The 23,370-nt window shown below is 76.3% G+C and carries 22 protein-coding genes and 3 pseudogenes; 10 read left to right on the forward strand and 15 right to left on the reverse strand.

Features of this window, described 5'->3' with window-relative positions:
• Positions 1–9: 9 nt before the first annotated feature.
• From IFT72_RS01085 to IFT72_RS01115, 7 genes are all read right to left on the reverse strand, one after another.
• On the reverse strand, positions 10–984 hold the full coding sequence (locus IFT72_RS01085) for a DNA-3-methyladenine glycosylase 2 (protein WP_371741126.1): 975 nt from the start codon (positions 982–984) through the stop codon (positions 10–12).
• Positions 981–1,580, reverse strand: a complete 600-nt coding sequence (locus tag IFT72_RS01090; protein WP_192045343.1) for a DNA-3-methyladenine glycosylase I — start codon at positions 1,578–1,580, stop codon at positions 981–983. The genes IFT72_RS01085 and IFT72_RS01090 overlap by 4 nt, the downstream gene beginning before the upstream one ends.
• Positions 1,577–2,161, reverse strand: a complete 585-nt coding sequence (locus tag IFT72_RS01095) for a methylated-DNA--[protein]-cysteine S-methyltransferase (RefSeq protein ID WP_056052864.1) — start codon at positions 2,159–2,161, stop codon at positions 1,577–1,579. The genes IFT72_RS01090 and IFT72_RS01095 overlap by 4 nt, the downstream gene beginning before the upstream one ends.
• Positions 2,158–2,694 (reverse strand): sigma-70 family RNA polymerase sigma factor, encoded by a 537-nt coding sequence (locus IFT72_RS01100; protein ID WP_192045344.1) that lies wholly within the window; start codon positions 2,692–2,694, stop codon positions 2,158–2,160. Before IFT72_RS01100 ends, IFT72_RS01095 begins: the two co-directional genes overlap by 4 nt.
• Position 2,695: 1 nt before the next feature.
• The gene (locus IFT72_RS01105) at positions 2,696–3,298 is read right to left on the reverse strand and encodes a methylated-DNA--[protein]-cysteine S-methyltransferase (protein ID WP_371741127.1); all 603 of its coding nucleotides are present in this window, start codon (positions 3,296–3,298) and stop codon (positions 2,696–2,698) included.
• A gap of 262 nt (positions 3,299–3,560) precedes the next feature.
• Positions 3,561–3,839 (reverse strand): acylphosphatase, encoded by a 279-nt coding sequence (locus IFT72_RS01110; RefSeq protein ID WP_056052869.1) that lies wholly within the window; start codon positions 3,837–3,839, stop codon positions 3,561–3,563.
• A gap of 157 nt (positions 3,840–3,996) precedes the next feature.
• Complete coding sequence (locus IFT72_RS01115; protein WP_192045345.1) at positions 3,997–4,983, reverse strand: aldo/keto reductase; 987 nt, start codon at positions 4,981–4,983, stop codon at positions 3,997–3,999.
• A gap of 152 nt (positions 4,984–5,135) precedes the next feature.
• On the opposite strand from IFT72_RS01115, the gene IFT72_RS01120 reads away from it, so the two are divergent.
• A complete protein-coding gene (locus IFT72_RS01120) occupies positions 5,136–5,588 on the forward strand; it encodes a VOC family protein (RefSeq protein WP_192045346.1) in 453 nt (150 codons plus the stop codon).
• Between the two features lie 70 nt (positions 5,589–5,658).
• Here the strand turns inward: IFT72_RS01120 and IFT72_RS01125 are convergent, their stop codons facing one another.
• The 3 genes from IFT72_RS01125 to IFT72_RS01135 all read right to left on the reverse strand — a co-directional run bounded on the left by IFT72_RS01125 (position 5,659) and on the right by IFT72_RS01135 (position 9,620).
• The gene (locus IFT72_RS01125; RefSeq protein WP_056052874.1) at positions 5,659–6,870 is read right to left on the reverse strand and encodes an alcohol dehydrogenase catalytic domain-containing protein; all 1,212 of its coding nucleotides are present in this window, start codon (positions 6,868–6,870) and stop codon (positions 5,659–5,661) included.
• 233 nt (positions 6,871–7,103) lie between these two features.
• Positions 7,104–9,188, reverse strand: coding sequence for a carboxypeptidase-like regulatory domain-containing protein (locus IFT72_RS01130; RefSeq protein WP_192045347.1), 2,085 nt, complete (start codon positions 9,186–9,188; stop codon positions 7,104–7,106).
• A 294-nt stretch (positions 9,189–9,482) separates the two neighbouring features.
• Entirely contained in the window at positions 9,483–9,620 is a 138-nt protein-coding gene (locus tag IFT72_RS01135) for a hypothetical protein (RefSeq protein ID WP_167258398.1), read from the reverse strand.
• A 150-nt stretch (positions 9,621–9,770) separates the two neighbouring features.
• On the opposite strand from IFT72_RS01135, the gene IFT72_RS01140 reads away from it, so the two are divergent.
• Positions 9,771–11,159 (forward strand): MFS transporter, encoded by a 1,389-nt coding sequence (locus IFT72_RS01140; RefSeq protein WP_192045348.1) that lies wholly within the window; start codon positions 9,771–9,773, stop codon positions 11,157–11,159.
• A complete protein-coding gene (locus IFT72_RS01145) occupies positions 11,156–11,776 on the forward strand; it encodes a thermonuclease family protein (RefSeq protein ID WP_192045349.1) in 621 nt (206 codons plus the stop codon). The genes IFT72_RS01140 and IFT72_RS01145 overlap by 4 nt, the downstream gene beginning before the upstream one ends.
• On the opposite strand, the gene IFT72_RS15805 is transcribed toward IFT72_RS01145, so the two are convergent.
• Both IFT72_RS15805 and IFT72_RS15810 read right to left on the reverse strand, forming a co-directional pair.
• Positions 11,701–12,510: MMPL family transporter (locus tag IFT72_RS15805; protein ID WP_244634138.1), on the reverse strand; the 810-nt coding region annotated here is incomplete at its 5' end. The two genes, IFT72_RS01145 and IFT72_RS15805, sit on opposite strands and share 76 nt — an antisense overlap.
• A 1-nt stretch (position 12,511) precedes the next feature.
• A pseudogene (locus tag IFT72_RS15810) lies at positions 12,512–13,788 on the reverse strand (MMPL family transporter); the annotation flags it as partial.
• A 91-nt stretch (positions 13,789–13,879) separates the two neighbouring features.
• Between IFT72_RS15810 and IFT72_RS01155 the strand changes: the two are divergent.
• Together IFT72_RS01155 and IFT72_RS01160 are read left to right on the forward strand one after the other, a co-directional pair.
• Positions 13,880–14,437 carry a MarR family winged helix-turn-helix transcriptional regulator gene (locus IFT72_RS01155; protein ID WP_056052889.1) on the forward strand — a complete coding sequence of 186 codons (558 nt, stop codon included), beginning with the start codon at positions 13,880–13,882 and terminating at the stop codon, positions 14,435–14,437.
• Positions 14,434–15,858, forward strand: a complete 1,425-nt coding sequence (locus IFT72_RS01160) for an L-serine ammonia-lyase (RefSeq protein WP_056052892.1) — start codon at positions 14,434–14,436, stop codon at positions 15,856–15,858. Before IFT72_RS01155 ends, IFT72_RS01160 begins: the two co-directional genes overlap by 4 nt.
• Positions 15,859–15,930: 72 nt before the next feature.
• On the opposite strand, the gene IFT72_RS16555 is transcribed toward IFT72_RS01160, so the two are convergent.
• The gene (locus tag IFT72_RS16555) at positions 15,931–18,132 is read right to left on the reverse strand and encodes an Ig-like domain repeat protein (protein WP_192045351.1); all 2,202 of its coding nucleotides are present in this window, start codon (positions 18,130–18,132) and stop codon (positions 15,931–15,933) included.
• 174 nt (positions 18,133–18,306) lie between these two features.
• On the opposite strand from IFT72_RS16555, the gene IFT72_RS01170 reads away from it, so the two are divergent.
• The 5 genes and pseudogenes from IFT72_RS01170 to ribH all read left to right on the forward strand — a co-directional run bounded on the left by IFT72_RS01170 (position 18,307) and on the right by ribH (position 21,926).
• The gene (locus tag IFT72_RS01170) at positions 18,307–19,011 is read left to right on the forward strand and encodes a pentapeptide repeat-containing protein (RefSeq protein WP_192045352.1); all 705 of its coding nucleotides are present in this window, start codon (positions 18,307–18,309) and stop codon (positions 19,009–19,011) included.
• A gap of 62 nt (positions 19,012–19,073) precedes the next feature.
• Positions 19,074–19,661 carry a DUF1349 domain-containing protein gene (locus tag IFT72_RS01175; protein ID WP_056052900.1) on the forward strand — a complete coding sequence of 196 codons (588 nt, stop codon included), beginning with the start codon at positions 19,074–19,076 and terminating at the stop codon, positions 19,659–19,661.
• A 386-nt stretch (positions 19,662–20,047) separates the two neighbouring features.
• Positions 20,048–20,689 carry a riboflavin synthase gene (locus tag IFT72_RS01180; RefSeq protein WP_192045353.1) on the forward strand — a complete coding sequence of 214 codons (642 nt, stop codon included), beginning with the start codon at positions 20,048–20,050 and terminating at the stop codon, positions 20,687–20,689.
• A 113-nt stretch (positions 20,690–20,802) separates the two neighbouring features.
• A pseudogene (gene ribB / locus IFT72_RS01185) lies at positions 20,803–21,339 on the forward strand (3,4-dihydroxy-2-butanone-4-phosphate synthase); the annotation flags it as partial.
• A gap of 80 nt (positions 21,340–21,419) precedes the next feature.
• Positions 21,420–21,926, forward strand: a complete 507-nt coding sequence (gene ribH / locus IFT72_RS01190) for a 6,7-dimethyl-8-ribityllumazine synthase (RefSeq protein ID WP_192045355.1) — start codon at positions 21,420–21,422, stop codon at positions 21,924–21,926.
• Positions 21,927–21,937: 11 nt separating this feature from the next.
• Here the strand turns inward: ribH and IFT72_RS01195 are convergent.
• Together IFT72_RS01195 and IFT72_RS01200 are read right to left on the reverse strand one after the other, a co-directional pair.
• Positions 21,938–22,722, reverse strand: a pseudogene (locus IFT72_RS01195) (dienelactone hydrolase family protein); the annotation flags it as partial.
• Positions 22,723–22,741: 19 nt separating this feature from the next.
• Positions 22,742–23,299: a TetR family transcriptional regulator gene (locus IFT72_RS01200; protein WP_056052909.1), complete on the reverse strand. Its 558-nt coding sequence runs from the start codon at positions 23,297–23,299 to the stop codon at positions 22,742–22,744.
• Positions 23,300–23,370: the final 71 nt, after the last annotated feature.

The raw sequence follows: 23,370 nt of genomic DNA on the forward strand, positions 1-23,370 counted from the left end.
CGGCCCCGCTCAGGGCGCGGTCGGCAGCACCGCGGCCCAGAGGTGGAACAGGGCGTAGGCGCGGAAGGGCGACCACGGGGCCGAGGCCGCCTCCGCCTCCTTCGTGGTCGCCCCGCCGAGCACCCGCCGCAGCACGAGGTCGCCGGCCGGCCACGCGTCGCGGTCGGCGAGGGCGCGCACGGCGAGGTACTCGACCGTCCACGGCCCGATGCCCGGCACGGCGAGCAGCCGTCGTCGGGCGTCGGCGAGGTCGACGTCGGGCGAGATCACGAGGCCGTCGGTGACGACCGTCGCCAGGGCCGAGAGCGTGCGCGCCCGGGCGTTGGTCACGCCGACCGCGGCGCGCAGCTCGTCGACGTCGACGGCGGCCAGCGCCTCCGCGCGCGGGAAGCGCCGGAGGCCCGTGCCGGGCACGTCGACGCCGTGCGCGGCGACGAGCCGACCGGTGAAGGTCCGGGCCGCGGCGAGCGAGACCTGCTGCCCGAGCACGGTCATCACCGCCGTCTCGAAGCCGTCGGGGCTGCCCGTGACGCGGATGCCCGGCCGGGCGCGCACGAGCGGGCCGAGCACCGGGTCGGCGCCGAGCGCGGCCTGCACCGCGCCCGTGTCGCCGTCGAGGTCGAGCCAGCGCCGGGCCAGCGCCCCGGCGCGGTCGAGGTCGGCCGGGCCGAGGTCGACGCCGTCGGCGGGCACGACGTCGACCTCGACGACGTCGGGGCCGAAGTGCACGTCGAGCCGGCCGAGTCGAGCGGCCCGACCGACCCCGGCCCCGCCGACCCCGGCCCCGCCGAGGTCGACGACCCGGGAGTGGGTCGAGGCCGCCACGTCGGTCAGCTCGGCCCCTGGCACGCTGTGCGCGGCGAGCAGGCCGACGGCGTGGGCCGGGTCGTAGTCGCCGTCGACGGCGAGCGACAGGCGGCGGGCGCGGGAGTCGCGGGTCGGCTCGGCCGCGGAGCCCCCCGGGGCCGTGCCCCCGGCCCTCACGGCGTCGCCGCCCACACCCCGGACGACCCGCGCCGGTGGCTGTCGACGAGGTGGGTGTCGACGATGCCCGTCGCCTCCATCAGGGCGTGCATGGTGGTCGGGCCCACGAACCGGAAGCCCACGGACTTCAGGGCGCGCGAGAGGGCGACGCTCTCCGGCGAGGTCGTCGGCACCTCGGCCGCCGTGGCCGGGCGGGGCGTCTCGGCGGGCCGGAACGACCAGACGAAGTCCACGAGCCCGCCTGCGTCGCGCAGGGCGACGGTGGCGCGGGCGTTGGCGACGGCCGCGTCGACCTTGAGCCGGTTGCGGACGATGCCCGCGTCGGCCAGCAGCCGTGCCCGGTCGTCGTCGTCGAACGCGGCCACGACGTCGGGGTCGAAGTCGCGGAACGCCGCCCGGAAGGCGGGCCGCTTGCGCAGGATGGTCGCCCACGACAGCCCCGACTGGAACGCCTCGAGGCTCAGCCGCTCGAAGAGCCCCCGCTCGTCGCGGACGGGCATGCCCCACTCGGTGTCGTAGTACTCCCGCATCAGGGGGTCGACGGCCGCCCAGGCGGGGCGGGCGAGCCCGTCGTCGCCGATCACCACGTCGCTCACGGTGTCGCCTCCAGGTCGATCAGCAGGGCCTTGGCCTCGGGGCCGCCGCGGTAGCGGCCGGCCGTGCCGTCGCTCCGCACCACGCGGTGGCACGGCACGACGAGCGGCAGCGGGTTGGTCGCGCAGGCCGTGCCGACGGCCCGCACGGCGCGGGGGCTGCCCGCCGCCGCGGCGACGGCGGCGTAGCTCGCCGTCCGACCGTAGGGGATCTCGGGCAGGTGCTCGAGCACGGCGAGCTGGAACGCCCGCGAGAGCCGCCGGTCGAGCGGCAGGTCGAAGGCGCGACGGCGGCCGGCGAAGTACTCGTCGAGCTGGCGAGCGGCCGCGTCGAGCCGGGCCGGGGCCCGCAGCACGCGCGGGCTGACCGTCGTGGCGAGTCGGTCGAGCACGGCGTCGTGCCCCTCGACCTCGAAGGCGACCCGCACGAGGCCGACCTCCGTCGCGGCGAGCAGGAGGCGACCGACGGGGGAGTCGAGGGTGCTCCAGGCCACGTCGAGCACGCCGGCGTCGGCCGCGCCGGCGGCGAGCCGGGCCCGCAGCACGGCGAGGTCGACCTGCTCGGCGGTGGTCGGGTCGGTCACGAGGGTCCTCCGGGTCGACGACGGCGGGGTGCGGGCGGGAGCGCCGGGGGCGGCTCCGAGGCCGGGGGCACCAGCGCCGTCCGCAGCGCGGCGACCCCGTCGCTCGCCGCCCGGCGGGCGGCGTCGTGGCTGACCCCGGTCGCCTCCGCGACCTCGCGGTGGCTGAGCCCGGCGAGGTGGTGGCCGACGACGGCGACGCGCTGGCGGTGCGGCAGCCCGCGGACGGCGTCGAGCAGCTCGTCGTCACGGGCGAGCACCTCGTCGAAGGGCCGGGGCGCGGGCGGCTCGGGCAGCGTCTCGACCGGGAGCGCTCGGCGGGCCTGCCCGCGCAGCACGTCGAGGGCCTTGCGGCGCGCGACGGTCACGAGCCAGGCCTCGACGTTCGTCCCCGGCGGCAGCCCGGGCCAGGCGACGAGCGCGGCGAGGAAGGTCTCCGACCAGGCGTCGTCGGCGTCGGCCGGCGGCAGCAGGGCACGGCAGACGCGCAGCACGGTGACCCCGTGCTGCTCGACGGCGCGGTCGAACGGGCCCACGTCAGAACAGCCGGCTCTCGCGCCGCTCGGCGGGCTCCTCGAGGGCCAGCAGGAACCTCTTGCGCTCCAGCCCGCCCGCGTAGCCGGTGAGGGCCCCGCCGGCGCCGACCACCCGGTGGCACGGCACGACGATGCTCAGCGGGTTCAGCGCGTTCGCGGCCCCGACGGCCCGGGCCAGCCCGACCCCGCCGAGGCCGACGGCGAGCTGGCCGTAGGTGCGGGTCTCGCCGTGGGGGATCGTGCGGAGGGCCGCCCAGACCCGCTGGCGGAAGTCGTCGCCGCGCGGCGCGAGCGGCAGGTCGAAGGCCGTCCGCTCGCCGGCGAAGTACTGCCCGAGCTGCCGGGCCACCTCGCCGAAGTCGCTCGCGCCGGTGCCGACGTCGGAGCGCGGGCCCAGGGAGTCGCGGGTCGGCCCGCGCCGGTGGCCCTCGAACCACAGGCCCACGAGCCCGTCGACGCCCCCCGCGACGGTCAGCAGGCCCACGGGCGTGCTCGTGGTGGTGTGCACGACCGCCGCGTCGGGGGCCGTGGTCGGGGCTGGGTCGTCCGTGCCCCAGCCCGTGCCCGTGGTGCCCGCTCCGCGCGCGCTGCCGGTCTCCGTCACGGTCGTCTCCTCGTCTCTGCCGATGCTACCCACGCTGCAGACGCGCGAGAGGGGGCGGATGTGAGGTGGCCGTCGCGAGTTCGTCCCCCGACCGGTGGGCGAGTGCACCGACCGACCTGGTAGACAAGCTGGTGCACCCTCGGGTGCAGCCCGGTCCGGGGACTCCACGCTGTCGGGTGCGTGCGAGCTCCCGGGCCGGGTCCCGGCACGCGGGCCCTCGCCGACGGTGCCGCCCGCCGCTCGCCGACGCTGCCGCTGCCGTTCAGTGCCGCGTCTCGAAGCCGCCCTCGCCGAGCGGCGACAGCTCGCTCACGTCGACCCCGTCGACGCGGGAGCCCTGCGGGCCCTCCGTGAGCCACTCCAGCAGCTGGCCGACCGCCTCCGGCGTGCCCTCGGCCTCCGTCTCGACGGTGCCGTCGGGCAGGTTGCGCACGAACCCGGCGACGCCGAGGCGGTCGGCCTCGCCCTCGGTCGAGAAGCGGAAGCCCACGCCCTGCACCAGGCCGCGGACCACCGCGCGCCGTCTGATCACGTCGTCCATGCTGCGACCGTACCCGCGCCTCCCGCGCTCGGGCCCGCCCTGCCCCGGCCGCCCTGCCCGGCCGCCCTGCCCCGTCACGACGACGGGCGGGTGCGACCCGGGCGGTCCGTCGTCGACGCCCGCCCGGCTCGCACCCGCCCGCCGTGGGCCGTCCGCGCTAGCGGTCGACCGTCGACATGTCGGCGTACCGGTCGCCCTGGGGCGCGGCGACCGCGTCGAGCTGCTCGACCTGCGCGGCCGTGAGCACGACGTCGTCGGCGGCGACGTTCTCGTCGAGGTACGTGCGGCGCTTCGTGCCGGGGATCGGCACGACGCCCTCGCCCTTGGCGAGCAGCCAGGCCAGCGCGACCTGGCCGGGCGTCGCCGCTACCTCGCGGGCGACGGCGTCGACCTGCTCGACGATGCGCACGTTCGCCTGCAGGTTGTCTCCGCTGAACCGCGGCGCGAAGCGGCGGAAGTCGTCGTCGGCGAGCTCGTCGACCGAGCGCAGGGCACCGGTGAGGAACCCGCGGCCGAGCGGCGAGTACGGCACGAAGCCGATGCCGAGCTCGCGCACGAGCGGTACGATCTCGGCCTCGGGGTCGCGGCTCCAGAGCGACCACTCGGTCTGCAGGGCGGTGATCGGGTGGGTGGCGTGGGCCCGGCGGATCGTCTCGGGAGCCGCCTCGGACAGGCCGAGGTGGCGGACCTTGCCCGCCGTGACGAGCTCGGCCATGGCGCCGACCGTCTCCTCGATCGGCACCTGCGGGTCGACGCGGTGCTGGTAGTAGAGGTCGACGTGGTCGAGCCCGAGCCGCTGCAGCGAGCCGTCGATCGAGCGGCGCACGTACTCGGGCCGACCGTCGACCGCGCGCTCCTTCCGCGCCTCGGGGTCGGTGACGTTGCCGAACTTGGTCGCGACGACGACGCCGTCGCGTCGGCCGCGCAGGGCGCGCCCCAGCAGCTGCTCGTTCGTGTGCGGGCCGTACATGTCGGCGGTGTCGAGCAGGGTCACGCCGTGGTCGAGCGCGGCGTGGATCACCCGCACCGACTCGTCGTCGTCGGTGCCGCTGCCGGTGTAGAACGCGGACATGCCCATCAGGCCGAGGCCGAGGCGGCCCACGTCGAGTCCGCCGTCGACGCTGCCGAGTGTCGTGTGCTTCATGCAGACCACGCAACACCCGCTGTCGGGGTGCCCGCTGGGAGGGGGACACCCCGCGCCGACGGGTCTTGACACGGTCGCCGGCGCCTTGCCATCATGCGGGAGACGACCGGCGGCGACGGGCCGCCGGCGCCCCGCAGAGAGGCGGCGCACCGATGCCCACCATGATCTTCGTCAACCTGGCCGTCGACGACGTCGCCCGGTCGCGCACCTTCTTCGAGGCCCTGGGGTACTCGATCAACGAGGGGTTCAGCGACGAGAACGCCGTCAGCGTCGTGATCAGCGACACGATCACCGCGATGCTGCTCACGAGGCCGTTCTTCGCGGAGTTCACCCGCAAGACGATCATCGACGCCACCACCTCGACCGAGGTGCAGCTCGCCCTCAGCGCCGAGAGCAAGGAGGAGGTCGACGCGGCGTACGCCGCCGCGCTCGCCGCGGGGGCGACGCCGGCCGGCGAGCAGGACCACGGCTTCATGTACTCGAAGAGCTTCGACGACCTCGACGGTCACCACTGGGACTTCGTCTGGATGGACCCGGCCGCGGCCGCGGGCGGTGCCCCGGAGCTCAGCGTCGACGAGATGCGCGCGGGCACGACGGTCGCCTGACCACCCGGGGGAGGCGCGGTGCCGGCCCCGCCCGCACCGCGCCTCCCGCAGGCCCCGCGTCGCGGCCCAGCTACGAGCCCGTCGTCAGCTCGACCTTCAGCCACCCCGGCTCGCGCCGGTCGAACGCCTCGTACGCCGCGATCGCGTCGGTCACCGGCTCGCGCTCGGTGATCAGCGCGGTCGGGTCGAACAGCCCGGCGGCGACGCGCTCGATGAGCGGCGGCGTGACGGAGTGGTGGTCGCAGTTGCCCATCCGCACCGTGAGGTTCTTGAGCATCGCGGCACCGATCGGGTACGTCTCGACCGTGGGCGCGTAGACGCCGATGATGCCGATGCGGCCGTACTTCGCGACCATCTCGACGGCCCAGCGGGCGGCCTGCGACGGCGCGTTGCCCGGCACCCACTGGTCGCCCTGCGGGGCGGCGTCGGGCGCGACCTGCGCGACCTCCGCCTCGAACGCGGCGGCCTGCTCGGCGTCGGGGGCGGCCGGGCCGTGGGCGGCGTGTTGCGCGTCGACGCCGACCGCGTCGATGACGGCGTCGACACCGATGCCGTTCGTGAGCTCCTTGACGACCGCGACCGGGTCCTCCCGGCTGAAGTCGACGACCTCCGCGTTCTGGGCGAGGGCCTGGGCGAGGCGGTCCTCGAGGTGGTCGACCGCGATCACGCGGGCGGCGCCCTGCTGGAACGCCGACGCGATCGCGAACTGGCCGACGACGCCGGCGCCGAGCACGGCCACGGTGTCGCCGCGGCGGACGCCGGCGAGCTCGGCCCCGAACCAGCCGGTGGGGTAGATGTCGCTGAGCAGGATCGCCTGGTCGTCGCTGACCGTGTCGGGCAGCGGGTGCAGGGTGTTGCGCGCCCACGGCACCCGCACGTACTCGGCCTGCAGCCCGTCCACCGGGCCGGTCGAGGCGGGCCCGCCGAAGAAGCTCGTGCCCGCGTCGGGGCCGTTCGGGTTCGCGACGTCGCACTGGGCGGTGTGGCCCTCGCGGCAGTACCGGCAGGCGCCGCACGAGACCGTGCTGTCGATGATCACCCGGTCGCCCGGGCTGAAGCCGCGCACGGCGTCGCCGACCTCGGTGACGACGCCCACGGCCTCGTGGCCGAGGATCGTGCCCTCGACCATCGGCGCCATCGTGCCGCGCACGAAGTGCAGGTCGGTGCCGCAGATCGCGCTGCGGGTGACGCGCACGATCGCGTCGTTCGGGTCGGTGATGGTGGGCTGCTCGACGTCGTCGAGACGGATGTCTCCGACGCCGTGCCAGACGACTGCCTTCACGGGGTTCCTCCTGGTGTCTGCGGGTCTGCGGGTCCGCGGGCGGGCTGGCCCGCGGGCGCGCACGGCCGAGCCGCGCGCCCGCCCGACGGTAGGCCGGGCGTCGCCCCGCCACCCGCCGAGTCCGCTCCGTGAACGGGGTACGGCCCGGTCAGCGCGGCGGCCCGGTCAGCACGGCGGCCCCGTCGCCGGTCGGGTGACCGGCGGCGGGGCCGAGGGGCGCGGGAGGCGCGGTGTCAGTCCTCCGACCCGCTCACGACGGCCTGCTGCCGGCGCCGCAGCACGGCTCGGCCCGTCACGAGGCCGAGGCCCGCGACCAGCAGCGCGGCCCCGAGGCCGAGCGGCCAGGCCGCGTCGGCACCGGTGAAGGCGAGGCCGCCGGGCCGCCCGGCGGGACGGACCGTCGGGGTCGTGCCCGGGGCCACGGGCGCCGCGCTCGCCGTCGGCGCCGGTCCGGCCGGGGGGCCGGGGGAGGGCTCGGGCGTCGGGCCGGGAGTGGGGCCGGGCGTCGGGTCGGGCACGACGACGGTCACGGCGACCGTGCCGAGCCCGGCGTCCGCGAACCCGGTCGTGAAGGGCACCGCTCCGGCGACGTCGCCGTCGACGACGAGGCGGTAGTCGGTGCCGGGGTCGAGGCCGTCGAGCACGAAGCGACCGTCGGCGTCGGTCGTGGTCTCGGCCACCGGGGCGTCGCCGGTGGCGGGCAGCACCGCGACCGGCGCGTCGGCGACGGGCTCGCCGTCCTGGTCGACGACCGTGCCGTCGACGCTGACCGACTCGGGCGCGGGCACCTCGAGCACGAGCGGCGTCGCGGGGGCGCCGGCGGCCGGGGTCGTGAACGGGACCGCCGCCTCCGCCTGCTCGTCGACGACGATGACGTAGTCGGTCTCGGGCAGCAGCCCGTCGACCTCGAAGCCGCCCTCGGCGTCGGTCTCGACGGTCGCGACGGTCTCGGTGGGCTGGCCGCCGTCGGCCGGCACGAGCACCACGTCGAGCGTGGCGCCCGCGGCGGGCGCTCCGTCGGGGCCGGCGATCGTGCCGCTCACGTCGACGGTGGGCTCGGGGGCCGGCGCGGGCACCGGGCGGAAGAAGCCGACCGGCAGCACGCCGCCGCTGTTGGGCACGAGCGTGCCGAGCGACTCGCCCGTGTCGGCGCGGAAGAGCTCGTACGACGTCGTCGGGGCGAGGTCGGCGACGGTCGCCGTGCCGTCGTCGGCCGTGGTCACCTCGGCCACCGTGGCGCGCGAGGCGCGCTCGACGAGCCTGAGCGGCAGGTCGGGCACGGGCGTTCCCTCGGTGTCGACGATCGTGGCGGTGACCGCGACCGACGTCGGCGCGGGCGCGGGCGCGGTCGGGAAGGCGACGTCGGCGACTCCGTCGGCGGACGTCAGGTCGACGACGACGTCCTCCGCGGCGGGGGTCCCCGCGGGCGGCTCGACCGTGACGCGCCAGCCCGGCGCGGCGGTGAGGGCCGGCACGACGTACTCGCCGCGGGCGTTCGTGGTGGTCTCCGCGACGACGGTGCCGGAGGCGTCGCGGACGGTGACGGCCGCTGCCGGGAAGGCCGCGCCTCCCTCGGTCACGGTGCCGGTCAGCGACTGGGTGCGCGTCGCGAACCAGGTCTGGAAGACCGGGAAGCCCGAGCGCTGCTGGAAGGTCAGCGTCAGGGAGCCGAGCGGCACGGTCGGGCTGAACCAGGCCGCGGCGCCCTCGGTGTCGAGGGCGTCGGCGTTGCCGAGCAGCACCCCGGTCGAGGAGTCCCAGCGGGGCACGTCGCCGAGGCCGGCCGCGTCGCACGAGGGGCCGCCGGCGACGCGGCAGTAGTTGTAGGCCGAGCCGAAGCCCAGGGCCGAGGCGGGCACGGCCGCTCCGGCCGGGTCGGTCGCGGTCACGGTGACCTGGTCGGCGTCGACGTCGCCGAGGACGAACGACCAGCCGGCCGACGGGGTGGCGGAGCCGAACGTGTAGGTGGTGACCGAGGCGGCGGAGGCGACGGGCCGGTCGAGCTGCGGCCGCAGGTTGAGGTAGGGCAGGCCCCGGCTCGACCCGTAGCGCTCGCCGGGCGCGGTGGAGGCGGCCTGCCAGGTGCTCGAGCCGCTCGGCACCGTGGCCTGGCGCGAGGTCGAGGTGAAGGCCGTCTCGGGGAAGCCGCCGGGCAGCGACATCGTGCCGGACCACTCGCGAGCGCTCCCGCTGAGCGTGAAGCTGCCCCAGGCGCCGGCCTGGGCGGCGGAGGCGGTGGTCGCCCCCGCGAGGGCGAGCCCCAGCGCGACGACGGCGACGGTGCCGGCCGCGGCGCCGCGGCGGAGCGCGGCCCTCACGCGGCGGCCGCGGTGGTCGGAGCGGGCGCCGCGGCCGAGGCGGCCGGGACGGGCCGCGGGCCGGGCCCGGGCTTCGGGGCGGGCGTGGGAGCGGGCGTGGCGTCGGACGTGGTCATGGTGGTCCCCTCGACCGGGCCCCCTGGTGGGCCCGTCCCCCGAGGCTAACCGCGAGCTGAGCGTCTGTCACCGACGGAGGGGCGACCGGGGACGAGAACGGCACCGCCGCCTCCGGGGTGTCGGGGGCTGACGGTGCCGTGACGCTGCCGCTGCCGCCGACGCGGCGCTGGGAGGGAGCTAGCGCTTCTTGACGTTCGAGACGGCGTCCTCCGAGTGGGAGGCGGTGCCGCGCTTGTCCTTCTTGTCGGCCCGCTTCTCCTTGAGCGACCGCGTCGCGGTCGTCTTGGTGGACTTCTTCGTCGATTTCTCTGCCATGGTGGTGCCTCCGTCGCCCGTCCACGATGGACCGGTGCGCCGGAGCCTACGGTGCGGCGCCCCGAGACTCGCTACCCTCGTCGATGTTCACGGCTGGCGCACGGCAGGGCGTGTCGAGGACGCCCCACCCGACAGCGCCCGAGAGGCACCATGACCGACGACGTCGCCACGCAGGCACCGCCCACGCGCACCGAGCGCCTGGACGAGCTGCCCTTCACCCGCAAGCACGGCCGGCTGCTCGTCGGCAGCGGCGTCGGCTGGGCCCTCGACGCCCTCGACGTCGGCCTCGTCTCGTTCGTGATCGCCCAGCTGGCCGTCGTCTGGAGCTCCGACCGCGGCGCCCTGGCGTTCGTCGCCTCGGCCGGCTTCGCCGGCATGGCGATCGGCGCGGCCCTCGGCGGCACGCTCTCCGACCGCCTCGGGCGCAAGACCGTCTTCGCCCTCACCCTCCTCGTCTACGGCCTGGCGACCGGCGTCTCCGCGCTCAGCTGGTCGGTCGGGGCGCTGCTCGTGCTGCGCTTCGTCGTGGGGCTGGGCCTCGGCTCCGAGCTGCCGGTGGCCTCGACGCTCGTCTCCGAGTTCTCGCCGCGTCGCATCCGCGGCCGCGTCGTCGTGCTGCTCGAGGCGTTCTGGGCGGTCGGCTCGATCGCGGCGGCGCTGGTCGGCTACCTGGTGGTGCCGACCAGCGACGACGGCTGGCGCTGGGCGCTGCTGATCGGGGCCCTCCCGGCGGCGTACGCCGTGTTCGTGCGGCTGCGCATGCCCGAGTCGGTGCGGTACCTCGAGTCGCGGGGGCGGCACGACGAGGCCGAGCGCACCGTCCGGGCCTTCGAGCGGGCCGCCGGGGTGCCCGCCCCCGACCCGGCCGACGTCGCGGCCGCGGCGACCAGGGCGACGGCCCTCGAGGAGGCGCGGGTCGCGTCGGGCGCTCGCCGCGCCTCCCTCTCCGCCCTCCTGCGCGACGGGCTCCGCCGGCGGACGGTCGCCCTGTGGCTCGTCTGGGCGGCGACGAACTTCTCGTACTACGGCGCCTTCGTCTGGCTGCCGACGCTGCTCGTCGAGGCGGGCTTCCCGCTCGTCAAGTCGTTCGAGTACACGTTGCTCATCACGCTGGCGCAGCTGCCCGGCTACGCCGTCTCGGCCTGGCTCATCGAGCGCTGGGGTCGTCGGGCCACCCTGGCGGCCTTCCTGCTCGGCTCCGCGGTGGCCGCCGCCGCGTTCGGGGCGGGCGTCGTCAGCGGGAGCGCGACGCACATCGTGGTCTCGGGCGCGGCCCTGTCGTTCGCGAACCTCGGGGCGTGGGGCGCCCTGTACGCGGTCACCCCCGAGCTCTACCCGACGCGGCTGCGCGGCACGGGGTCGGGCTGGGCCGCCGGGGTCGGGCGCGTCGCCTCGATCGTCGCGCCCCTCTCGGTGCCCCCGCTGCTCGTGCTGGGCGGCGCGCCCCTGCTCTTCGTCGTCTTCGGCGCGGTGTTCCTCGTCGCGGCCGCCGCGGCCCTCGCCCTGCCCGAGCTGCGCGGCACGAGGCTCGCCGAGTGAGCGGCGGTCGCGCGCGGGGCCGCCGTCGTCGGTCGTCTCTGCTCGGCGTCGTGGTCGTCGTCGTGGCCGCCGTGGTCGTGGTGGCGTTCCCGCAGCTCCTCGACGGCTCGCGCGACGGGTCGGGCCCGGGCGCTGGCTCGGCCCCGGGCACCGGCTCGTCCCCCTCGGTCGCGGTGCCCGCCGCCGTCCCCGAGGGCGCCGCCCAGGCCATCGTCGAGCGCGTGGTCGACGGCGACACCGTGATCGTCGTGCTCGCCGACGGCGGCGCCCGGGAGCGGGTCCGCCTCATCGGCGTCGACACCCCCGAGACCGTGCAGCCCGACGCCCCGGTCGACTGCTTCGGCCCCGAGGCGAGCGCCTTCACGACCACGAGCCTGCCGGCGGGGTCGGCCGTCTGGCTCGAGGCCGACCCCTCGCAGGGCGACGCCGACCGGTACGACCGCCTGTTGCGCTACGTCTGGACGCCCGCCGGGGTCATGCTCAACCACGACCTCGTCGCCCAGGGGTACGGCCGTGAGGACACCTACGACGACCCGTACCGCTACCGCGACGCCTTCGTCGCCGCCGAGGCCACGGCCGAGGGCTCGGGCATCGGCCTCTGGTCCGCCTGCGGCTGACCGCGGCGCCGGCTCGGCCACCAGAACGCGTCGCCGGTGAGGAAGACCAGGGCCGGCACCAGCACGGTCCGCACGACGAGGGTGTCGAGCAGCACGCCGATGCAGACGACGACGCCGACCTGCGTGAGGGCGACGACCGGCAGCACGCCGAGCACGGCGAACACGGCCGCGAGCAGCACGCCGGCGCTCGTGATGACGGCGCCCGTCGAGGCCAACGCGCGCACCATGCCCTCGCGGGTGCCGTGCCGCTCCCGTTCCTCCCTCGCCCGGGTGGTGAGGAAGATGTTGTAGTCCACCCCGAGCGCCACGAGGAAGAGGAAGGCGTACAGGGTCACCGCCGTGTCGAGGGCCGGGAACCCGAGCACGTGCTGGAACAGCCAGGTCGACGCGCCCAGGCTCGCCGCGAAGGTGGCGAGCACCGACGCGATGAGCAGCACCGGGGCGACCAGCGACCGGAGCAGCAGCGCCAGGACGGCGAAGACGACCGCGAGGATGATCGGGGCGATCAGGCGGAGGTCGGCCTGCGCGGCGGTGCGCTCGTCGTAGGCCGTCGCGTCGCTGCCGCCGACGAGGGCGTCCGACACCGCGCCTCCGGCCCCGGCGTAGGCGTCGCGGAGCGCCTGGACGACGACGAACGCGTCGTCGCTCTCCGGCTCGGCCGCGAGCTGGACGTCGACGCGCGTCAGCCCGGAGGCCTCCTCGCCGACCGCCGCGGAGTCGACGCCGTCGACGCCNAGTCCGGCCGAGAACGAGTCGTCGACGATCCGCTGGGCCGTGACCGAGTCGGGGTCGCCGAGCAGCTGGTCGGTCTGCGAGAGCCCGACCGCGTAGCCGCCGAGGCCCAGGCAGAGCACTCCGAGCCCGGCGACCGCGGCGACGCTCACGACCACCGGTCGGCGCTGCACGCCCCGGCCGAGGCGCTCCCAGGCGCCCTGCTTCCGTGCCGCGTGGTGGTGGGGCTCGTCGGCGCCGGGGGAGCCGGGGGCGGAGGCGCGGGGCACGAAGGGCCAGAACAGCCCGCGACCGCAGACCACGAGGGCGGCCGGCAGCACGACGAGGGCGAAGACGACCGCGACCACGACGCCCAGGGCACAGGCCACGCCGAGCGCGCGGTTGCCCGCGAGGGAGGCGAGCACGAGGGTGGCGAGGCTGAGCGCGACCGTGCCGCCGCTCGCCGCGATCGCGGGCCCGGCGCTCGTCACGGCGGTGCGCATCGCCCGGTGCCGGTCGTCGTCGCGCAGCAGCTCCTCGCGGTAGCGGGCGACCAGCAGGAGCGCGTAGTTCGTGCCCGCGCCGAAGACGAGCACCGAGAGGATCCCCGAGATCGAGGCGTCGACGGTCACCCCGAGCGGCTCGGCCAGGGCCGCCACGACCCGACCCGCGAGTCCGTCGGCGACGCCGACGACGGCGAGCGGCACGATCCACAGCACGGGGCTGCGGTAGGTGACGATCAGCAGCACGGCGACGACGACCACGGTGACGAGCAGGAGGCGGAAGTCCGCCCCCGCGAACGAGTTCGAGACGTCGTCCTGGAAGCCGACGGGCCCGGTCAGGTACGCCGAGAGGTCGTCGGGCAGCCCCTCCGAGGCGGCGGCGCGCAGCTCTCCGGCCACGCCCGACAGGTCGGCGTCGACGTCGTCGGCGGCGAGCGGCACGGCGACGAGCGCCGCGGTGCCGTCGTCGCTGACCTGCGGGCGGACGGCCTGCGGGGTGGTCGACAGGGCCGCGAGGGCCTCGGCGCGGGCGGAGACCGACGCGACGTCCGTGTCGGAGAGGGCGGCGCCTCCTCGGCTCCAGACCAGGATGCCGACGGTCGTGTCGGACGACGGGAACTCGTCGAGCAGGGCGGTCACCTCCGCCGCCTGGCTGTCGTCGGGGAGCCCGGAGGGCGGGAACGCGTCGTCGCCGCCGGAGGGCAGGAACGCGAAGAGCAGGGCGACGGCGACGAGGGTGCCGCCGAGGACGGCCCAGGCCGACCGGTGGCCGCTGACGAGGCGGGCGAGTGCGCGCACGAGTGTCCTTCAGTTGGTGGATGTCTTAGTTGCTGAGAGTATTGCACGGCGGCGACCCGACGTCGGCGAGAATCAGTGCACAGGAGGCGCGATGACCGACCCAGACCCGGCTCACCCCGACGTGCGAGACGCGCCGGGCGCGCCCGCTCGCGCCGGGGCCCGCCGCGACGTCGTCACGGCCATGCAGCGGCTCACCACCGAGTCGCAGCGGGTCGCCCAGGCGTTCGCGGCGCAGCAGGGGCTCGGCCACATCGACCTGGAGGCGCTGCTGCACGTCATGCAGGCGGAGCAGCGGGGCGACCCCGTCACGTCGGGCCGCCTCGGCGACGTCCTCGGCGTGACGTCCGGCGCCGCCACGGGCGTCATCGACCGCCTCGAGCGCGCGGGCCACGTGCACCGCACGCGCGACGAGGTCGACCGGCGCCGGGTCATCGTGCGCTACGACGAGGCGGCCCGCGCCGTCGCCGGCCGTTTCTTCGGGCCCCTCGGCGCGCTGAGCGACCGCGTGATGGCGGGCTACGACGACGCCGAGCTGCAGACCGTCCGGAGGTTCCTCGGCGAGATGGCGGCGGCGATGGGCGAGCACGCCCGCACCGTCGGGCGGCCCGACCCCGATCCGACCTCGAGCCCCGCCCCGGAGGCACCATGACCGACCACGTCTCGGCCCTCGACCTGTTCTCGGTCGGCATCGGGCCCTCGAGCTCGCACACCGTCGGGCCGATGCGGGCCGCCCGCCTCTTCCTCGACGGGGTCGACGCCGCGGGCCTGCTCGACGACGTCGCCCGGGTGGAGGTCGTCCTCTACGGCTCGCTCGCCGCGACCGGCCTCGGGCACGGCACCCCCTCGGCGGTGCTCGCGGGCCTCGCGGGCATGGAGCCCGAGACCTGCGACCCGCTGGTGGTCTCGTCGATGCAGCGATCCGTCGAGCAGGGGGGCGGCCTCCGGCTGCTCGGCCGGCACCAGGTCGCCTTCGCGCCGAACGACCTCCGCATGGCGCCCCTGACCCGCATGCCGCGGCACCCCAACGCGATGAGCCTCGAGGCCCGCGACGCCGACGGCGCGACCCTCGCGCGGGAGGTCTGGTTCTCGACCGGCGGCGGGTTCGTCGTCCGCGACGGCGACGACGAGCACGTCGTGCCCGCCGCCGAGGCCCCGTTCGCCTTCGTCGACGCCGACGACCTGCTCCGGCTCTGCGACGCCGAGGGCGTCGGCATCGCCGAGCTGGCCTGGCGCAACGAGGTCGCGGTGCACGGCGAGGCCGCGGCCGCCGCGGGCCTCGCCGCCCGCTGGGCCGCGATGGAGGCCTGCGTCGACGCCGGCCTCGCCGCCTCCGGGGTGCTGCCGGGCTGGATGAAGGTGCCGCGACGGGCCCGCCAGATCGCCGAGATGCTGCGGGCGCAGGAGGAGCGGGCGACCGCGTTCGCGATCGGGGGCTCCGCGGTCGACCAGGGCCGCGCCTCCTCGTTGCTCACCTCCGACCTGCCGGCGCAGTGGCTGCAGGCCTACGCGATGGCCGTGAACGAGGAGAACGCCGGGGGCGGCCGCGTCGTCACCGCGCCGACCAACGGGGCCGCGGGCATCATCCCCGCCGTCGGGTACTACGCGATGCGGTTCCACGGGGTGACGCGCGACGAGCTCGAGCGCGGCTACCTGCTCACGGCCGCCGCGATCGGGTCGCTCTACAAGCGCAACGCCTCGATCTCCGGTGCCGAGGCCGGCTGCCAGGGCGAGGTCGGCTCGGCCGCCTCGATGGCGGCGGGGGCGCTCACCGCCGTGCTCGGCGGCACGCCCCGTCAGGTCGAGAACGCGGCCGAGATCGCCATGGAGCACCACCTCGGCCTCACCTGCGACCCGGTCGGGGGATTCGTGCAGGTGCCGTGCATCGAGCGCAACGCCATCGCGGCGGGCACGGCGGTCGCCGCGACGCGGATGGCGCTGCTGGGCGACGGCAGCCACGTCGTCAGCCTCGACACCGTGATCGAGACGATGCGCCAGACCGGGCGCGACATGGCCGACAGCTACAAGGAGACCAGCCGCGCCGGGCTCGCCGTCAACGTCGTCGAGTGCTGAGCGCTCGGGCGGGCCGCCGGGCGCGGCCGGGCCGGCACGGAGCCCGTCCGGCCGACCCGGCCGCCCCGCCGGTCAGCGCACGCGCAGCGTGACGCCCGCCGAGGTGCTGCCGAGCACGTCGGGCGTGCCCGAGTAGCGCACCGAGACCACCGGGCTGCCGGCCGTGGCGTACCGCGGCAGCGTCACCGTCGCGGTGCCCTGGCCGGTCGAGGTCAGGGCGACCGTCTGCACGGCGCGCCCGTCCGAGAGCACGGTGACCGAGCCGGCCGGCGAGGCGACGCCGGCGACGCGCACGGTGACGGTGGCCGTCGTGGCGGTGTTCCGTGCGGGGCTCGTCGTGGCGGGCGTGATCGCCACCGTCGAGCTCGCGGGCACGACCGTGACCGTCTGGGGCGCGCTGACCGACTTCACGAGCGACGTCGAGGAGGGCGCGAACGAGGCCGTGAACGACCACCGGCCGGCCGACGTGCTCGCGGGCACGACCCACGACGCGGTGCCCGAGGCCAGCGGCACGACCGCCACCGGCACGCCCGAGCGCGTGAAGGTCACGCTGCCGGCGGGCCAGCTGCCGGCCACCTGCGGCACGGTCGCGGTGAGGGTCGTCGTCGTCGACCCGAAGGTCTGCTGCGGGCCGCTGACCCGGAGCGACGTGGTCGTCGCGCCGGCCGTGACCGCGAGCGTCTGCGGTGCCGAGCCCGACGCCGTGACGGCGGGGTCGGAGGGCGTGAAGGAGGCGCGCAGCGCGTGGCTCCCCGCGGCCAGCGTCGTCGGCACGGCGATCGCCGTGCGACCGCTCGTGCCCACGGGAACGGTCGCCAGCACGGTCGAGCCGTCGACGAGGCTCACGGTGCCCGCGGGCGCCGTGCCGTCGGCGCGGGTCACGACGGCGGTCGCCGTCGCGCCGGCTCCGCCGTAGGTCTGCGAGGCGGTGGAGAGGGTCAGCGCGGTGGAGGTCGACACGGCGCCGCGGGGCCCGCGGAGGGAGACGTCGAGCACGGCTCCGCCCTGGGGCGAGAGGCTCGCCACGGCGACGGTGAAGCCGCCGCCGGCGCTCGTGAACGACTCGCCGGCGTCGAGGTGGGTGTCGCGGCGGGCGGGGTCGGCCGCTGCGTCGGTGCCGACCGCGAGGGCCACCGTCGTGGCGAAGCCGCCGGGCTGGGGGAGGGCGCGCAGCACGCGCACGCTGCCCGTGGCGGCCGAGCTGTCGAGCGCACACTTCGTGAAGCCGGTCGCGACGACCGTGCAGCGGGGCGCACCGCCGGCGAACTCGGCGCTCGACCGGTCGCGGCCCGTGGCCGTGCGGTACTCCAGCACGTAGTGCTGGCCGCTGACGGGGTCGGTGACGTCGACGGCGCGGCCGGCGGCCGCGGGGTCGAGCGAGGGCAGCACGACGCGCTTCGTGGTCGCCGGGGTGCTGAGCGCGACGGTGCTCGGCAGCCAGCCGAGACGCATCCGCTGCGGGGACGACAGGTGCGGGCGGGCGCCCGACACCGAGTAGCCCATGATGTCGAGGTGGTCGCCGTACTCCTCGGTGGGGCAGGCGGCGTCGGCCGTGCTGCGGAAGTCGCCGGGGGCGCCGTCGAACGAGGTCGTGCTGCGGCAGAGCGCCGAGCCGGCGTGGCCGAGCCCGAGGTTGTGGCCGAACTCGTGCAGCAGCACGGGCACGCCGAGCTGCTGGCCGAGGCCGTACGAGCTGACGATCTCGCCGCCGTCGCCGCCGATGGTGCCGAACGCCTGCGTGCCGCACGCCTCGCGGGGCAGCACGAGCAGGTGCTTCTCGGTGCCGGCCCAGCCGTACGAGGCGAAGGAGCCGCCGAAGGCCGAGGCCTTGACCTTGCTCAGCGTCGTGGACGCGTCGCAGCTCGTGCCGCCGAGGGAGCGCTCCTCGACGCCGCCGAGGCGGACGTCGACACGGCCGCCCGACTCCTCCCACCAGTAGTCGTGCAGCGCGGTGACGGCGGCGTCGATCGACGCGCGGTCGAGCGAGGTGACCGTGTCGTCGGTCGTGGCGGCGGTGGCCGACACGGTGCTCACCCAGAGGGTGTGGACGACCGGGCCGGTCGTGGGCGCGTCGTCGAGGGCGTCGGCCCGGGCGAGCGCCGAGGGCGGCACGACGAGCTGGTCCTTCGGCAGGGAGGCGGTGGTCGGGGCGGGCGCCGGCGCGGCGCTCGCGGGCGCGGCGGGCGCGGCGACCAGGCCGGCGAGCAGCAGGCCGGTCGCGAGGAGGCCGGCGGCGAGGGCCGACGGCAGACGGGCAGGGAGGGATGACGGCACGGGGGTTCTCCGGTCGGGGCGGGGGAGGGGCGCGGCCCGACCGTCGGGTGGTCAGGGCAGCGGCGCGCAGCGTTCATGCATGCGCATGGAACTGATCGTGCCCCCCTCCTGCCGGGGCGGCACTCCCCAGAACGAGTCCGTCCGGTGTCGGCGGCCATCGGTAGCCTCGTCCGCATGGCCGCTCCCCGTCGTTCCTCCTCCCGCGCCGGGCGCTCGGGCGCCGCCCCGGGCGGCGGCACCGACGCGCCCCGCATCGACCACGTCGACCCGACCGGTCTCGTCGACGTGACGGGCGACTCCCTCGCCGCGCACGACGACCGCGAGCGGGAGCGCCTCGTCGACGCCGACCTCGCCGACCGCGACCTCGAGGGCGTCGTCCTCCGCGAGTGCGTGCTCGAGGCGCCCCGGCTCGGCGGGGCGCGCCTCCGGGGCGCGCGGTTCGTCGAGACGGTCGTCGCCGACTCGTTCGCCCCCGAGCTCGCCGCCGGGCGCAGCACCTGGCATGACGTCCGCGTCGAGCGCCCGCGCTGGGGCTCGGCCGAGCTGTTCGACGCCGACTGGCGCTCCGTCCGTGTCGTCGGCGGCAAGATCGACTACCTGAACCTGCGGGGGGCCCGCCTCACCGACGTCGTCCTCGAGGGCTGCAGCGTCGGCGAGCTCGACCTCGGCGGTGCGGAGGCCCTGCGGGTGGCCCTCGTCGACTGCCGTGTCGGCACGCTCGACGTGACCCGCGCCTCCCTCGCCCACGTCGACCTGCGCACGACCTCGTTCGACCGCGTCGACGGGCTCGACGGGCTCCGGGGGGCGACCGTCGACGCCGTGCAGCTGCAGGCGCTGGCCCCCGCGCTCGCGGCGCACCTGGGGCTCGTCGTCGACTGACCGCGTCGCCGACGGAGCCGCGTCGCCGCGTCGCGGCTCGGCGGCGGCGTAGCCTCGACCGCATGATCGACGTCGACTGGAGCACCGGCAGCTGGACGACCGCGCCCGCGCGCGTGGAGGTGGGCGACGACGGGATGCGCGTGACCGCCGTCGAGGGCAGCGACGCCTGGCGCGTCACCTCGTACGGGTTCGTGCACGACACGGAGCACGCCCTCCTCGCGCCGTTCGAGCAGGGCACCGCGGTCGAGGTCTCGTTCCGTCTCGACTTCTCGGCCCAGTTCGACCAGGCCGGCGTCTTCGTGAGGGTCGACGACGAGACGTGGACGAAGGCGGGCGTCGAGCGCAGCGACGGCGAGGACGGCCTCGGCGCCGTCGTCACGCGGGGCGTCTCGGACTGGTCGCTCGCCCCCGTCCCCGGCTGGCGCGACCGCGAGGTCACCGTCCGGGCCAGCCGCTCCGGCGACGCCCTGACGGTCCGTGCCCGCGTGGACGACGAGCCGTGGCGCCTGGTCCGGGTGTCTCCGCTCGACGCGGACGCGGCGGTGACGGCGGGGCCGATGTGCTGCGCCCCCTCGCGCGACGGCCTCACCGTGCACTTCACGGCCTGGCGGACCGGGCCGGCCGACGAGGGCCTCCACCCTCCGACCTGACCCGGCGGCGCGACGTGACGGGGCGTGACGGCGGCCGAGGCCGCTGTCGGGGCCCGGTGCTATCGTCGCCGGTGAGCAACGCGCTCCGGGGTCAGCGAAAATCTGAACCGGCGGTCACAGTCCGCGACCCGGTGCGGCCCCCAGACGGTGGTCGCCCCGGTTGAACCGGTGGAACTCCGGTACCGACGGTCACAGTCCGGAAGGGAGGCAGCGCGGGCCAGGGCTCGTCGACGACGGCGCCCGGGCTGGCCGCGACCTCGCGTCGTCCCCGGAGAGCCCCAGCAGGCTCACCGACGGAGACATGATGACCACCACCCTCGCCCCGCGGCGCCGGCCGACGCCGGTGCCCGCCCTCCCGTCTCTCCTGCCGACGGCGGTGATCTGACGTGTTCACGGGTCTCGTCGAGGAGAAGGGCCGTGTCGTGCGGCTCGCCGACGTGGGCGACAGCGTCCGCCTCACCGTGCACGGGCCGCTCGCGGTCGACGGCGCCGAGCACGGCGACTCCATCTCGGTCAGCGGCGTCTGCCTCACCGTGGTCGAGCGCGACGGGGAGTCGTTCACGGCCGACGTCATGAAGCAGACGCTGGTCATGAGCACCCTGGGCGACCTCGAGCCCGGCCTGCCCGTCAACCTCGAGCGGGCGGCCCGCGTGGGCGACCGCCTCGGCGGCCACATCGTGCAGGGCCACGTCGACGGCACGGCGTCCGTGCTCGAGACCGAGGAGGGCGACGCCTGGCGGCGCGTGCGCCTGAGCCTCGCCGACGACCTCTCCCCCCTCCTCGTCGACAAGGGCTCCGTCACGCTCGACGGCGTGAGCCTCACCGTCAGCCGCATCAGCGAGCCGGGGGCCGACGAGGGGTGGTTCGAGGTCAGCCTGATCCCCGAGACCCTCGCCGCCACGACGCTCGGCGACAAGGCCCCGGGCGACCGCGTCAACGTCGAGACCGACGTCCTGGCGCGCCACGTGCGCCGCATGCTCGCCCTCGACGCCACCGCCGGCGCGCACCGCTCCGGCCGGGCGTCGTGACCGAGGCGTCGGGCGCCCGCGCGGGTGCCCCCGAGGCGCCTCGGCGCACGGGTGCCGAGCCCCTCGACGACGTCGCGACCGTCCTCGACCACCTCCGTCGTGGCCGGCCGGTCATCGTCGTCGACGACGAGTCGCGCGAGAACGAGGGCGACGTGGTGCTGAGCGCCGAGCTGGCGAGCCAGGAGTGGCTGGCCTGGACGGTGCGGGTCTCGTCCGGGTTCGTCTGCGCCCCGATGTCGGCGGAGATCGCCGACCTCCTCGACCTGCCGCCCATGGTCGCCCGCAACGAGGACGCCCGCGGCACCGCGTACACGGTCAGCGTCGACGCGGCCGAGGGCGTGACCACGGGCATCAGCGCCTCCGACCGCGCCCGCACCCTGCGGGTCCTGGCCGACCCGGCCTCCGTCCGCGACGACCTGCACCGCCCCGGCCACGTCATCCCGCTCCGGGCCCGGCCCGGCGGGGTGCTCGAGCGCGACGGCCACACCGAGGCGGCCGTCGACCTGATGGTCGCCGCCGGCCTCCGCCCCGTCGCGGCGATCAGCGAGATCGTCGCCGACGACGGCGAGATGATGCGGCTGCCCGGCCTCATCGAGCTGGGGCGCCGCGAGGGCGTCCCCGTCGTGACCATCGCCCAGGTCGTCGCCCACCGCCTCGCGGCCGGCCCGGCCGCCCCCACCACCCCCGGCGACCTCCCCGGTCGCCCCGCCCCCACCGAGAGGACCACCGCATGAGCGGCGCAGGAGCACCCACCGAGCAGGAGCCCGTCGACGGCCGCGGCCTGCGCGTCACCGTCGTCGCCGGCACCTGGCACACCGCGATCAGCGACGGCCTGCTCGCCGGCGCGCTCGCCACCATCGCCGAGCTCGGCGCCGAGGCGACCGTCGTCCGCGTGCCCGGCAGCTTCGAGCTGCCGGTCGTCGCGAAGGCCGCCCTCGAGGCGGGGGCCGACGCCGTGGTGGCGCTCGGCGTGATCATCCGCGGCGGCACCCCGCACTTCGAGTACGTCTCCGACGCCGCGACGTCGGGCCTGCTCCGCGTGACGCTCGACACCGGCAAGCCGGTCGGCTTCGGCGTGCTCACCCTCGACGACGAGCAGCAGGGCCTCGACCGGGCCGGGCTGCCCGGCTCGAAGGAGGACAAGGGGCGCGAGGCCGCCCACGCGGCCGTCTCGACCGCCGTCCAGCTGCGCGACATCGCGCGCCGCGCCTCCTCGGGGCGTGTCGTCGGGTTCTGACCCCTCCGGCNACCTCGTCGAGGAAGCCGCGCATCTGCAGCCACGAGCGGCGGTTCGCCGTCTCCTGGAACTGCGCGCCGTGCTCGGGGCTGTCGGTGCCCGGCACCGCGAAGGCGTGCATCGCCCCGCTGTAGCTGACGACCTGCCAGTCGCCGACCTCGGCGTCGCGCAGCTCGTCCTCGAAGCCGACGACCGCGTCGTCCGGCACGACCGGGTCGGCCGCGCCCGTCAGCACGAGCAGGGGAGCCTTGACGGCTCCCTTCTCGGCGGGCGCCCCGGTGCCGAGGCCGCCGTGGAACGACACGACCCCCGCCACGTCGGCGCCCGAGCGGGCGAGCTCGAGGGCCCCGGAGCCGCCGAAGCAGTAGCCCATCACGGCGATGCGCTCGGGGTCGACGCCGGGCTCGGAGCGGAGGCGCTCCAGGTTGGCGGTGAGGCGGGCGCGGAACGCCGCGACGTCGCCGTACCAGGCGCCGGCCTCGGCCGCCGCCTCCCCGGGGCCGGGGCGGACGCCCTGGCCGTAGACGTCGCCGGCCAGCGCCACGTAGCCGAGGCGCGCCAGCATCTGGGCGCGCACCTTGACGTGGTCGACGACGCCGAACCAGTCGTGCAGCACGAGCACCGCGGGCCGGAGGGCGCCGTCGGCGTCGCCGGGTGTGGCGAGGAAGCCCTCGAGGGGCGTGCCGTCGTGGTCGTAGACCACGTCGCCCGCCTCGACGGTGCCGGTGTCGGGCACGCTGTCGAGCAGGTCGCGGAGGTCGGGGGAGAGGTCGGGGGCAGGGGTCGTCGTGGTCACCCCGTGACGGTACTCCCGCTCAGCCGACGAGTCGCCGGACCGCCTGCTCGACGACGTCGCACCGCCGCTGGTGCGGGCCCTGGTGCAGGTTCGTCGCGGTCGGCGTGACGAACCAGGCCAGCACGCTGCCGAACACCATCGTCAGCAGCTCGTCGGCGTCCCAGTCGGAGGGGATGTCGCCCGAGGCCTGCGCCGCCCGGACGGCCTCGCGGCGCCGGTCGAGCTGCTCGTGGTCGACGACCCCGGGGCTCGGCAGCGTGACGCCCTCGATCTGCCCCCAGAGCAGCAGGCGTGCGTCGTCGGCGTGCGTCGCGAGGTGGTCGTAGAGCCTGCTCGCCCACTGCGGCAGGTCGTGGGCGTCGAACGGGACGGCCTCGAGCCAGCGGTCGATGCTCTCGCCCAGGGCGGCGTCGAACAGGTCGCGCTTCGTCGAGAAGTGGGCGTAGAGCCGCTCCTTGCTCGCCTCGGCCTCGCGGGCGATGGAGTCGACGCGGGCACCGGCGAGGCCGCGGGCGGCGAACTCGGCGTGCGCCGCCTCGAGGATGCGGTCCCGCGGAGGGGTGGCTCGACGTGGCATGGCCCGAGCTTAGGGCGCGGGCGGACCGGACGGAACGGTCCGGGCGGCCCCCGTCCAGGTCCGGCCAGGAC

Origin of the sequence: Frigoribacterium sp. CFBP 8754 (assembly GCF_014841815.1) — a bacterium.
Classification (GTDB): Bacteria; Actinomycetota; Actinomycetes; order Actinomycetales; family Microbacteriaceae; genus Frigoribacterium; species Frigoribacterium endophyticum.